The organism is Rhodococcus yunnanensis NBRC 103083 (assembly GCF_001895005.1).
Classification (GTDB): domain Bacteria; phylum Actinomycetota; class Actinomycetes; order Mycobacteriales; family Mycobacteriaceae; genus Rhodococcoides; species Rhodococcoides yunnanense.
In genome coordinates this window covers 184,390-196,829 of the sequence record NZ_BCXH01000006.1, presented here as the reverse complement: position 1 = coordinate 196,829, position 12,440 = coordinate 184,390, and the positions used below count along the sequence as shown (strand labels likewise).

Sequence of the window (12,440 nt, the reverse complement as noted above, 5' to 3'; positions counted from 1 at the left end):
ATGACTTCACCGAACACTCCGGTCCTGGAGGTCGAAGGTTTGAGCGTCGGTTACGCGACCGGCAAACACATCACGGCGACGGTCAAGGACATCTCGTTCCGGCTGGCACCCGGCGACACCCTCGCTCTCGTCGGGCAATCCGGGTCGGGAAAGACCACGGTTGCCCGCGCGGTCAGCGGCCTGCTGCCGTCGAACGGGCACATCATCGGCGGTAGCGCGCGTGTCGCCGGTACCGACGTCGTGTCACTGAGTAGGCGGCGGTGGCGCGAACTGCACGGCAGTGTGGTGGGATACGTGCCGCAGGATCCGCTCGGATCGCTCGACCCGTTGCAGAGGGTCGGCCACCAACTCACGCGAGTCCTGCTGCGCGCTGGTGCCGGATCGAAATCCGAAGCACGACGCCGCGCAGTCGAACTGCTCGATCGCGTCGGAATCCGCGGAGCCGCCGAGCGCGCCAGGGCATACCCGCACGAGTTGTCCGGTGGCCAGCTCCAACGGGTGCTCATCGCGATCTCGATAGCTCAGAATCCGCGTCTGCTCATCGCGGACGAACCGACCTCTGCCCTGGATGTGACCGTCCAGAAGACCATCCTCGATCTTCTGGGCGATCTGAAACAGGACCTCGGCCTGGCAATCCTGTTCATCACCCACGACCTTGCACTCGCCAGCGACCGCAGCGACTCGGTTCTCGTACTCAACGACGGCGTCGAGGCCGAATACGGCTCGGCCCGTGACGTTCTCGGTACACCGCAACATGCATACACAGCACGCCTCGTCGCCGATGCGCCCGCTCTGTCACCCGACCGGTACGCCGACCGCGCACACGCTGCGAACGACACCGACGCTCCTGCCATCACCGTCTCCGGTCTCACCAAGACCTTCGGTTCCAAGATCGGCGGCCAGGGACGAACCACGGCGCTCGACGACGTCGGCTTCGATGTCCTGCCCGGTGAGATCCATGCCATCGTCGGCGAATCCGGGTCAGGGAAGACCACGGCAGCCCGCATCATCGCCGGGCTCACACCGTTCGACTCCGGTACCGTCACCGTCGCCGGTCACCCCGTGTCCTCCGCTGCGCGGCAGGATGTCTCACATGCCACGACCCTGCAACTGATCTACCAGAATCCGCTGTCCGCACTCGATCCGCGCTTCGATGTCGAATCACTGCTGGACGAGCCCCTCGTCATCCACCACGAGCTGGACCGCGCCGCACGCCGCACGCGAATCGACGCCATTCTCGACGACCTCGCACTCGCGAAGTCCCTGCTCGGTCGCCTGGCCGTCGAGCTGTCCGGTGGGCAGCGCCAACGCGTCGCACTCGCCCGCGCGTTGATGCTCGATCCTCGAATCCTGGTTCTCGACGAGCCGACCTCCGCACTCGACGTGTCGGTACAGGCTCAGATCATCGACCTGCTGATCGATCTGCGTGCGCGCAAGGATCTGACGTACGTCTTCATCTCGCATGACCTGAGTCTCGTTCGGCAGATCGCCGACCGCGTGACGGTCCTCGAGGCCGGACGCGTCGTCGAATCGCGGGCGACGCGTCCCCTGTTCGCCGAACCTGCCACCGAGTACACCCGTAAGCTCATCGACGCCATCCCCGGCCGCGGTGCAGTTACTCCGCCCCACTCCCCCGCAAACGCACGTGCACTTGCGTAGGTAGGCGGGCCGCACCCCTGCTCCCCCGCAAACGCACGTGCACTTGCGTAGGTAGTCGGGCCGCACCCCCCGAAACCCGCAAACGCACGTGCGTTTGCGGGGACGGGTGGGATGGCGTCAGGCCGACACCGTACGACGGAGCGCGGGATTGGCGATCGCATCACCGATGATGCCGGTGTCGCGCTCGTTGAACACCGTCCCCGGTGGGACGATGTCGTCGATCCGGTCGAGGATGTCCGACGACAGCTCGACGTCCGCGGCTCCCAGTTGACTGTCCAGATGCTCGATCGTTCGTGGGCCGATGATCGCCGAGGACACATCGGGGTGGCTCAGCACGAACCCGAGCGCCAGGTGGATCAGGCTGAGCCCACTCTCCTCGGCGAGGACGGCAAGCGCGTCGGCGGCCCGCAGTTTGCCTTCGTTGTGGGGAGAATCGACGTCGAATCGACCGGGAATGAGATCGGCGCGCTGCGACACCGGCTGTTCGGCCCCGAGTCGGTAGTTACCGGACAACCAGCCTGCAGCCAGAGGCCCGTAGGTCAGCACCCCGAGGCCATGGGCGCGAGCGATCGGCAACGTCTCGCGTTCGATACCGCGAATCAGAATCGAGTACGGAACCTGTTCGCTGACAGGCCGTTCCAGCTTCCTCTTCTCTGCCGACCACTGCGCTTCGATCAACTCACCCGGGGAGAAGACCGACGTACCGTAGTACCGAATCTTCCCCTGGTGCACCAGGTCGTCGAGTGCACCGACGGTCTCGTCGATGTCGGTCTGCGCCTCCGGGCGGTGTACCTGGTACAGATCCAGGTGATCGGTGTTCAGTCTGCGCAGACTGTCCTCGACTGCCCGGGTGATCCACCACCGCGAGTTGCCCTGGTGAACAGGGTTTCCGTCGACAATGCCGTGGAACTTGCTGGCAAGGATCACGTCGTCGCGGCGGCCCGCGAGCGCTTTCCCGACGATCTCCTCGGACTCACCTGCGGAGTACACGTCCGCGGTGTCGACGACGTTGATACCGGCATCGAGCGCGCGGTGAATGATTCGAACGCTGTCCTCGTGCGAGGAATTGCCGCGCACACCGAAGTTCAGCGTGCCGAGAGTGAACGGGCTGACCTTCAGACCGGTGCGGCCGAAGAGACGAAGATCGGTGAGAGACATCAGTTCTTCCTGGGGATTCGTCGGGTGGAAGCATCGGTGAGCGACGGCGGCAGGTAGCCCTCGTCGGCCGGGCTGATCGTCAGTCCTGGTGCGACGATCTCGTCGATGCGGTCGAGAATGTCACTGCTCAGCGTCACATCGACAGCGCCGAGTTGACCTTCGAGGTGTTCCAGCGTGCGCGGACCGATGATGACCGAGCTGACGGCCGGATGCTGCAGTACGAACGCGAGCGAGAGGTGCACGAGAGACAGGCCTGCATCGTCGGCGAGTTTCACCAGCTCTTCGGCGGCCGCACGCTTGATCTTGTTGGCTTCCAACGCCGGATCGTGTCGGTGTGCCTGACGTTCGATGCGCGAGGACACCGCGCCCTCCGCCTCGCCCGCCCGGTAGCGACCGGACAGCCATCCGCCCGCAAGAGGACTCCAGGTCAGCACGCCGAGCCCGTACTTCTGCGCGATCGGAAGAGTCGATCGCTCGGCGCCGCGCGCGAGGATCGAATACGGCGGCTGCTCGGACACCGGTCGCTGCAGGCCGCGACGCTCCGCGGTCCACTGCGCTTCGACCAACTGATGCGGTTCGAACGTCGTGGTGCCGAAGTAGCGAATCTTGCCGTGGCGCACCAGATCTGTCAGCGCACCGAGCGTCTCGTCGATGTCGGTGTTCGGGTCGGGGCGATGCACCTGGTACAGGTCGAGGTGATCGGTCCCGAGTCGGCGCAGACTGTTCTCCACGGCCCGGGTGATCCAGCGTCGCGAGTTGCCACTTCTATTCGGACCGAGCCCGACCTGAGCATGGAACTTGCTTGCCAGGAACACTTCGTCGCGACGGCCGGCGAGGGCCTTCCCGACGATTTCCTCGTTCTCGCCCTGCGAGTAGACGTCGGCAGTGTCGACGACGTTGATGCCTGCATCGAGCGCACGATGAATGATGCGTGTTGCATCGTCGTGGTCCTGGTTCGCCCAGGCCCCGAAGTTCATCGCGCCGAGCGTCAGCGGACTGACCTGCACTCCGGTGCGGCCGAGATAACGGTAGGTCACAGATCTTCTCTTTCTATCGTTGGGCGAACATGTTGGCCGGCTCGGCTAGTCCCAGGTGCCCACGCAGCGTGTCGGTCGCATACTCGGTGCGAAACAGACTGCGTCGCTGCAATACCGGGATCACCTCGTCGACGAAGTCCTCGAGTGATGTCGGCAGGACGGCCGGCACGACGGTGAAGCCGTCGACCGTGCCCGAGAGCGACCAGCTCTCGATGTGATCGGCAATGCTCTCGGGGGTTCCGGTGACCACACGGTGCCCGCCGAGGAACTGTGCCAACAGTTCTCGGACGGTGGCTCCGGTGTGTGCTCCGTATTCGGTGAGGGTGGTGAAGAAGCCCTGCGGTCCTACCCGTTCCGCGGGCAATTCTCGATGCCTGTCGCTCAGCGGCGCATCGATATCGAGGTCGTCAGGAGCGAATCCGAGCCAGCGCGCAAACGAGGTGAACGCGTCACTGTCCGGGTGCAGCCGCCCTTGCAGTTCGTCGAACTTGCCGCGGGCTTCGCGTTCGGTGGAACCGACGACGGGCACCAGGCCAGGCAGAATCTTGATGTCCGAACGATGCCTACCCGCCGATTCCGCTCCCCGCGACACCGCGTCGGAGAACGCCTGCGCACCCGCAAGGCCGAACTGCGTTCCATAGATCACCTCGGCGTGCCGGGCCGCGAACTCGACGCCCTGCGGAGACGAACCTGCTTGCACGAGAACAGGTCTGCCCTGCGGTGATCGCGTGGCGGTCAATGGGCCTTGGACGGAGTAGAACTCACCGTCGTGAGCCACCGCATGTACCTTGCTACGGTCGGCGAATCGGCCGCCGGCCTGATCACCGACGAGCGCACCGTCCTCCCAGCTGTCCCACAGCCCGACGGTGACCTCGACGAATTCTGCTGCCCTTCGATATCTCTCGTCGCGGTCGGGCAGTACTTCGATCCCGAAGTTGCGAGCTGCGCGCTCCTCGAACGTCGTCACCGCGTTCCACCCTGCCCTGCCGCCGCTGACATGATCGAGGGTCAGAATGCGGCGGGCGAGGTTGTACGGCCTGTTCAGACTGGTCGACGCCGTAGGAATCAATCCGATTTTCGACGTCGACACCGCGATGGCACTCGTCAGCAACGTCGGGTCGAGAGTCGCGGCAGGTGCCCGTGCGATGCCGGGTTGCTGCACCGGAATGTCCGGGAACAGCAGGCCGTCGAGCAAGCCTCTCTCGGCGACCGAGGCCGCACGCACGAAATGATCGAGATCGATGAAGGCGTCCGGTGCTGTATCGGGCCCCAACCACGCCGCGGGGTGATACCCGGCTCCCCCGATGTTGACCAGGAAATGCAGACTCACGACGCCACCCTCCGCGCGTCACGGCCGAACACCGGAACCCTCAATCCGAGATTCTCACGGAGTGTCGTGCCTGTGTACTCGGTTCGAAACCTCCCGCGCCGCTGCAGTTCCGGCACCACGTGATCGGCGAAATCGTCGAACCCGCTCGGCAGAACGTCCGGCATCAGATTGAATCCGTCGGCAACTCCGGCATCGACCCATTCGACGATCGAATCGGCGATCTGCTCGGGAGTTCCTGTGACGATGCGATGACCGGCACCACCACCCAACCGTCGTAACAACTGCCGCACCGTCAGGGACTCGCGGCGCGCGAGACCGAGCGCAATTCGGTAGAACGTCTGCGACCCACCTGCATCGTCGGGATCCGCCAACAGAGACCACGGAAGCTGTCCGTCCAGCTCCAGAGCCTCCGCCGGAACTCCCAACTGGCCGGCGAGACGATCGATCGCGTACTGCGGCGGTACGAGCTCGTCGAGCAACTCCCGCCTCTCCTTCGCCTCCTTCTCGGTGCTCCCGACCACTGTCGACAGTCCGGGCAGAATTACCACCTGCGACGGATCACGGCCGAGAGCAGCTGCCCGGCCCTTGACGTCCTGGTAGTACTCCCGGGCTTCCTCGACCGTCTGCGCCGCAGTGAAGATCACCTCGCCGACCTTCGCTGCCAACGCTCGCCCATCCTTCGACGCACCGGCCTGCACCAACACCGGCTCCCCCTGCGGCGACCGGGGAACATTCAATGCGCCTGCGACCGAGAAGAACTCACCGACGAACTCCGCATCGTGAATCCTGGTCGTGTCGACGAACCGATGCGCCGACTTGTCGCCGACCAGAGCGTCTGCCTCCCAACTGTTCCACAGCGTCCGAACGACCTCGACGAACTCCGCGGCCCGCCGATACCGTCGACCGTGCTCGGGTTCCTCGGTGAGCCCGAAATTGCGCGCCGCGGCCACACCCGCCGTGGTGACGACGTTGAAGCCGGATCGGCCCTTGCTCAACACATCGAGAGTGGCGAGCCGGCGGGCAACGTCGTACGGGTCGTTGTACGACGACGACAGCGTCCCGATCAACCCGATACGACTGGTCGACGCGGCAATCGCCGCCAGCACGACCGTCGGCTCCAGACTGTTGAACGGCCGATGCCGGACATCGTCGCCCACCACCGGGCCATCGGCGAGGAACACCGCATCCAGTCCGGCGGCCTCGGCCTTGCGCGCGATGTTCACGTAATGCGAAATACCGAACGCAGCGAACGGATCGGTGCCAGGGAACCTCCAGCTTCCCCCGAACACCCCGGAGTTCAGGATGTTCACATTCAAATGCACCTGCCTGGTCATCCTGCTCCCCCTGGTCGCTCCGCAGGCTCCGCTCCTGCTCTCCCTGGTCGCTCCGCAGGCTCCGCTCCTGCCCTCCCTGGTCGCTCCGCAGGCTCCGCTCCTGCCCTCCCTGGTCGCTCCGCAGGCTCCGCTCCTGCCCTCCCTGGTCGCTCCGCAGGCTCCGCTCCTGCCCTCCCTGGTCGCTCCGCAGGCTCCGCTCCTGCCCTCCCTGGTCGCTCCGCAGGCTCCGCTCCTGCCGCAAGAGCGGAACGGCCCAGCGCCGCGACCACGAAATCGCTCTGCGGGAAATGGACTCGCCCCACCATCGCGTTCCGGTGATGCCGTTCGAGCGGATTCGACCGCGACAACCCAGGATTTCCGGTCAGGTCGAGAGCGGATTCGGTGATGCGAATGGCCGTCGTCGTCGCGACGTGCTTCGCCAGGCCCGGCAACGAGGTGTCCCCGTTGCCCAGGGCGGTGACCGCGTGTCGCAGCAATGCCCGCGACGTCTGCAACGACGCTTCGATCTCCCCGACGCGGTCGTGGAAACGCGGGACGGTGGCCAGCGAAGCACCGAGCGCGGTGGGCACCCGTGTGTGCAGGTATCGCACGAGCCAATCCCTCGTGGCGATGGACACACCGTTGTAGTTGGCGGCGAGCAACAACGGAAGCGCGAGCCGACCGGTATTGCGGAGCTTGGCAGTGCCGTCACGAGGATCGCGAATGTCCACGAGGCGGCTGCCGGGAACGCGAGTGCCCTCGAACAGAACTCCCTGCGTGTCCGACGCACGCAGACCGAGGTGATCCCACGTCGGAAGTACCGTCCACCCCGGGGTGTCGTTGTCGAGCAGGAACGTTGCGACGCGTGGTTCCGGCTCGGTGGTGCTGGCGGTGACCGTGATCCACCGCAGCCCGGAAATACCTGTCCCGTATGCCTTTTCACCGGTGATGATCCACGATCCGTCATCCTGGAGCTCGGCGGTGGTGGCCGGAATTCCTCCACGCGACAGGCTACCCAGCTCGCGTTCGACGGCGAGGCCGTTGATCAGCGCGCCCTCCGACACGGCTGTCCGAAACACTGCCTCGATCAAATCGGCCGGCCACGGACTGTCCTGACGCTGCAACGTCAGATGGTTCGTGTAGTTCCACTGCAGGATCAATCCGACGGAAGGGTCGGCGGCACCTACTCTTTCGATTACCTCGACCGCGTCGGCAACACCTCCACCGAGGCCGCCGAACCGGGTGGGTACCGTCAGCGCCTGGGCTCCGATGGTGTGCAGGCGCGCGAAGGCTTCGTGCGGGAACTCGGCCGTGCGGTCGTGCAGTTCGGCGCGCGAGGCGATGAAGCTCAACACCTCGGCGAACCGATCCTCGTCGAGCAACGTCGGCGAGGCGCGACGTTCCTCCGTCTCGATGCTCAATTGGTTCTCCTTCACGTCGTAGGTCGAGTCGAGTGGCATCAGGAAGCCAGGCCGACCGGCTGCACGCGTTGTCGAAATGCGCGGATGGCCGCGGCAACGGCGGGGCGTTCGATCGATGCCTGCCGGTAGGTGACGCCGAGTCGGCGTGCACCGTCGACGATGGGTGCGGCAATCAGATGGCGGTACCGATCCGGTACGGAGATCTGTGGCACGATCGTGGCCCCGAAACCACCATCGACCATCTCCGACATCATCGCGAAACTACTGCTGCGGTGCACTATTCGCGGGGTGAACCCTGCCTGCCTGCAGCTGAACATGACCGACGAGATCGACGGCGCCCCGTCCTGCGCCGCGATCCAGTCCGCGTCGGCGAGTGCCGCGAGCCCACCGACGGTCACTCGTTCCCGCCACGCGGACGGTGCCAGCAGCACCAGCGGGTCGCTGAACAGGTAGTCGGTGGTCATGCCGCTCGGGAGATCCGCAGCACCGAACGAGTAGGTGTACGTGATCGCCAGGTCGACCTCCTGCTGACGCACGGCGGGCACCGAATCCACCGGCATCGCTTCGACGAGTCGTACCCGAAGATCGGGGTGTTCGTTCCCGAGCTTCGCCGCTACCGGCAACGCCAGTTCGGACATCGCCGTCTGGAAGCATGCGATGGTCAGTACCCCGGCGATGGTGTCCGCCGTTGCAGCGACGGCACTTTCGGCCTCTTCGAGGGCCGCCAGGATCCTCGCGGTGTGATCGACGAGCACCCGGCCTGCACCGGTGAGCCGAAGAACTCGGCCATCACGTCTGGTCAATGCCGCGCCGACCTCTTCCTCGAGGATCCGAAGCTGTTGCGACACCGCGGATGTGGTGATGCCGTGCTGCTCCGACACCGCCGTCATCGTCCCGCGCTCGGCAAGGTCGCGAAGCAATACCAGCCTTCGCACGTCGTACACGTCAGGACACCGCCGCACCAGCGGTCGCACCAGCAACAGCTTCGAGGAGCCTGCGGGTGTAGGAATCGCTCGGGTCGTCGAACACGTCCGCCACCGCGCCCGTTTCGATCACCCGACCCGACTTCATCACCGTCACGTCGTCGGCGACGAGGCGAACGACGCTGAGATCATGTGTGACGAAGAGGTACGCCAACCCGAGTTCTGCCTGCAGATCCACGAGCAACTGCAGGATCTGCGCTTGTACGGACACATCCAACGCCGATACTGCCTCGTCGAGGACCAGAAGCCGCGGATCGGCGGCAAGGGCACGGGCGATGGCGACGCGTTGACGTTGCCCCCCGGAGAGTTCGACCGCCTTACGTTGCAGATAGGACCCGTCGAGTGCCACCGATTCGAGCAGTTCCTTCACCCGCGCCCGCCGCTTCGAGCGGTCGGAGAGGATTCCGAACGCGATCAACGGTTCGGCGATGATCTGCTCGACGGTGAACTTCGGGTCGAGTGAGGAGAACGGATTCTGGTAGACGAGCTGAATCTCCCTGCGGTACGGGCGAAGCGCCCGGTGACGCAACCCGCTGAGCACTCCGTCGACATCGCGGCCGTGGAACGTCACCGTGCCCGCATCCGGTCCGGTCAGTCCCACCGCGATTCTGGCCAGCGTCGACTTTCCTGCGCCGGACTCGCCGACGATCGCATGGGTAGTCCCTCCTCGCACCACCAGTGATGCGGCGTCGACTGCGGTGAACGGCAGGTGTCCTCGGCCGGCGGAGAACGTCTTGGTGACCCGCTCGATGCCGAGGACCGTAGCGCTCCGATCCACGTCGAGTGCTGTCCGCGTCGGCTCCAACCGGGCGGTCCTGAACGAGGGAGCCGCAGCGAACAGTCGCCGGGTGTACGCGTTGTTCGGTGCGCTCAGCACCGTGGACGTGGAGCCGTGCTCGACGATCGCTCCGTCCTTCATGACGACGACACGATCGGCGCGATCCGCCGCGACACCCAGATCGTGTGTCACCAGCAGGATTCCCAGGCCCAGTGTGTCTCGTAGGTGCGCGAGGTGATCGAGAATCACTTTCTGCACGGTCACATCGAGCGCCGATGTCGGCTCGTCGGCGATGAGGAGCTTGGGGTCGCTCGCGAGCGCGACCGCGATGAGAACCCGCTGCTTCATTCCACCGGACAACTCGTGCGGGTACTGTTCGTAGACCCGCTCGACATCCTTCAGTCCTGCGAGCCGCAGTTTCTCGTGGACGAGTTCCCGTGACTGCGCCGACTGCACCGTCCGGTGCAGCCGAATCGCCTCGAGGACCTGCACACCGACCCGCTTGACGGGATTGAGCGATGTGCCGGGGTCCTGGGGTACGAATCCGACGAACGGACCGCGCAGGTGGGCCAGGCGCCGATCCCGCCACCCGGTGGTATCGAGTCCGCCGAGCCGGATGCTGCCCGATTCGATGCGCGCCGACGACGGCAGCAACCGCAGTGCAGCGTGCACCGTCGTGCTCTTTCCCGACCCCGATTCGCCGACGACGGCCACGAATTCACCCTGATGAACGGTCAGATCGAGCCCGCGCACCGCCTGCTTGCTTCGACGACCCGTGTACTCGACCTTCAGTCCCTCGATCTCGAGCAGCGGCGCCGAGGGATCGACTGCCACGTGCTTACGACGTACAGCCATCACTCGCCCCATGTTCTGCTGATGCGGTTGGTGGCCAGCACCACGGCGGCGATGACGATTCCGGGCAATATCGCGATCCACGGGTACGTGGCCAGGAAGTCACGCCCCTCGGACACCGCGAGACCCCATTCGGGCTGCGGAGGCGGCGCTCCGTACCCGAGGAACCCGAGTGCCGCGACGGCCAGGATTGCCGAGCCGCATTCGAGGGCAGCGAGCGAGAACACCGCGGCACGCGAGTTGGGCAGCACATGCCGGAACACGACGCGCCCGAAGCCTGCGCCCGATCCGTATGCCGCTTCGACATATTCGCTGCGTGCGACCTTCAGAACCTCCGATCGCATCACCCGAGCGAATGCCGCGATGGCGGTGATTCCGACGGCGAAGGCCACCTCCAGCGTTCCGTATCCGAGCGCCGTCACCACGGTCATGGCGAGCAACAGCCCTGGAATGGCAAGCAGCACATCGACGAAACGCATGACGATCGAGTCGGTCCTGCCACCGATGAAACCGCTGAGCAACCCAATCACCGAACCGACGATCAATCCGACCAGCACTGCGAGCAGTGTGGCGGACAGCGTCGTCGACGTTCCGTAGATGACCCGCGCGAGGAGGTCGCGGCCGAGACGGTCGGCGCCGAACGGGTGGGCAAGACTCGGCGGGGCGAAGCTGGCGTCGATGTCGCTGTCGTACGGGCTCTTCGAAGTGAACAGCCCCGGGACGAATGCCCAGGCGATGACCGTCACCACGACGATCCAGGACAGCAACAACCCCGGTGCGGCGACAGCGCGGCGAAGCAGCGAATCCTTCGATTGCTCCAGGACCTCCGGTGCCGCGTCGGGCTCCGGTAGCGTCGCCTGGTCGAGCGCACGTACATCGAGTGTCGTCACAGCAGTACCTCCTGCTCGGTACGGTCGGTCGTCGATTCCGCGACGTCACTGCGCTTCTCGGACGGCCTCGGGCCGATGCCGGCCTGCGCCTTCAGCCGTGGGTCTAGCAAGGGGTAGACGATGTCGACGACGAAATTGATCACCACGAACACCAGTGCCGCGAAGACGACGATCGCTTGCACCAGAGGCACGTCCTGTGTGCGGACCGCGCTCTCGGCCAGCCTGCCCAGACCGGATCTGGAGAAGATCGTCTCGACGATCACCGCGCCTGCGAGCAGGTTGCCGACGACGACACCCGCGATGGTCAGCGCAGGCAGACTGGCGTTCTTGAGCACCTCACGGGTGAGCAGCCAGAACTTGGTGCCTCCCTTGGCCGCGGACACCGTCACGTACGGCGCCTGCAGACCGAGAGTGATGTTCTTGAGCAGCAACTGCGCGATCGGCGCCGATACCGGTATCGCCAGCGTGACGGCCGGCAGGATCAACGAGGTGACCCCGGTGTTCCCCATCGGGGGAAACCACCTCAACTGGAACGAGAAGATCTGCAGCAGAACCAATCCGACGAGGAACACCGGAACGGACACTCCCGCAGCGGGGATGACCGAGATGAAGTTGGCCAACCAGCGATGCCGGGTGTACGACGCGGTCAACGCCACGGCGAAAGCGATCGCCACGGCGATGACCAGTGCGGCGCCCGCGAGAATCAGCGTCTGGGGCAGCACCGTCATGATCATCGACCATGCGCTCTCCCCGGTGCGCACGGATTGACCGAAGTCACCGTGCACCGCGGCGAGCAGACGGTCGAAGTACTGCACCACGAGCGAATTGTCGAGCCCGAGCGACTGCCGCACCGCGTCCTGCTGCTCCACCGACACCGATGCGGTGTCGTTGGGATCGAACATCAAATCGACGGTGTCGTACGGCAATACCCACAGCAGGACGAACGTGATCGAGTATGCGGCCCAGATGACGAAGATCGACTGCCCGAGCTTGGAGAGAACGTATCGCGTCATGTCAGC

General features: G+C 65.2%; 10 protein-coding genes. 1 reads left to right on the top strand and 9 read right to left on the bottom strand.

All coding sequences use genetic code 11. The annotated features are described in order from the left end of the window. Positions 1-1,659 carry a dipeptide ABC transporter ATP-binding protein gene (locus RY1_RS12700; RefSeq protein ID WP_072803926.1) on the top strand — a complete coding sequence of 553 codons (1,659 nt, stop codon included), beginning with the start codon at positions 1-3 and terminating at the stop codon, positions 1,657-1,659. A gap of 117 nt (positions 1,660-1,776) precedes the next feature. Here the strand turns inward: RY1_RS12700 and RY1_RS12695 are convergent, their stop codons facing one another. The 9 genes from RY1_RS12695 to RY1_RS12655 are packed head-to-tail and all read right to left on the bottom strand — an operon-like array spanning position 1,777 to position 12,434. Further along, positions 1,777-2,817: an aldo/keto reductase gene (locus RY1_RS12695; RefSeq protein WP_072803925.1), complete on the bottom strand. Its 1,041-nt coding sequence runs from the start codon at positions 2,815-2,817 to the stop codon at positions 1,777-1,779. Beyond that, the gene (locus tag RY1_RS12690; RefSeq protein WP_072803924.1) at positions 2,817-3,854 is read right to left on the bottom strand and encodes an aldo/keto reductase; all 1,038 of its coding nucleotides are present in this window, start codon (positions 3,852-3,854) and stop codon (positions 2,817-2,819) included. The genes RY1_RS12695 and RY1_RS12690 overlap by 1 nt, the downstream gene beginning before the upstream one ends. 13 nt (positions 3,855-3,867) lie before the next feature. Then, a complete protein-coding gene (locus RY1_RS12685; RefSeq protein ID WP_072803923.1) occupies positions 3,868-5,184 on the bottom strand; it encodes an NtaA/DmoA family FMN-dependent monooxygenase in 1,317 nt (438 codons plus the stop codon). Continuing rightward, complete coding sequence (locus tag RY1_RS12680; RefSeq protein ID WP_072803922.1) at positions 5,181-6,518, bottom strand: LLM class flavin-dependent oxidoreductase; 1,338 nt, start codon at positions 6,516-6,518, stop codon at positions 5,181-5,183. Before RY1_RS12680 ends, RY1_RS12685 begins: the two co-directional genes overlap by 4 nt. Continuing rightward, positions 6,515-7,918: an acyl-CoA dehydrogenase family protein gene (locus tag RY1_RS12675; RefSeq protein ID WP_169914670.1), complete on the bottom strand. Its 1,404-nt coding sequence runs from the start codon at positions 7,916-7,918 to the stop codon at positions 6,515-6,517. The genes RY1_RS12680 and RY1_RS12675 overlap by 4 nt, the downstream gene beginning before the upstream one ends. A 38-nt stretch (positions 7,919-7,956) precedes the next feature. Next, positions 7,957-8,862: a LysR family transcriptional regulator gene (locus RY1_RS12670; RefSeq protein WP_072804037.1), complete on the bottom strand. Its 906-nt coding sequence runs from the start codon at positions 8,860-8,862 to the stop codon at positions 7,957-7,959. Position 8,863: 1 nt separating this feature from the next. After that, positions 8,864-10,534, bottom strand: coding sequence for a dipeptide ABC transporter ATP-binding protein (locus RY1_RS12665; protein ID WP_072803920.1), 1,671 nt, complete (start codon positions 10,532-10,534; stop codon positions 8,864-8,866). Then, positions 10,534-11,421 (bottom strand): ABC transporter permease, encoded by an 888-nt coding sequence (locus RY1_RS12660; protein ID WP_072803919.1) that lies wholly within the window; start codon positions 11,419-11,421, stop codon positions 10,534-10,536. Before RY1_RS12660 ends, RY1_RS12665 begins: the two co-directional genes overlap by 1 nt. Next, positions 11,418-12,434 (bottom strand): ABC transporter permease, encoded by a 1,017-nt coding sequence (locus RY1_RS12655; RefSeq protein ID WP_072803918.1) that lies wholly within the window; start codon positions 12,432-12,434, stop codon positions 11,418-11,420. The genes RY1_RS12660 and RY1_RS12655 overlap by 4 nt, the downstream gene beginning before the upstream one ends. Positions 12,435-12,440 lie beyond the last annotated feature (6 nt).

Coding starts and splice junctions, on each gene's coding strand:
- RY1_RS12700 (WP_072803926.1), top strand. CDS start 1: ATGACTTCACCGAACACTCCGGTCCTGGAGGTCGAAGGTTTGAGCGTC.
- RY1_RS12695 (WP_072803925.1), bottom strand. CDS start 2,817: ATGTCTCTCACCGATCTTCGTCTCTTCGGCCGCACCGGTCTGAAGGTC.
- RY1_RS12680 (WP_072803922.1), bottom strand. CDS start 6,518: ATGACCAGGCAGGTGCATTTGAATGTGAACATCCTGAACTCCGGGGTG.
- RY1_RS12665 (WP_072803920.1), bottom strand. CDS start 10,534: ATGGCTGTACGTCGTAAGCACGTGGCAGTCGATCCCTCGGCGCCGCTG.
- RY1_RS12655 (WP_072803918.1), bottom strand. CDS start 12,434: ATGACGCGATACGTTCTCTCCAAGCTCGGGCAGTCGATCTTCGTCATC.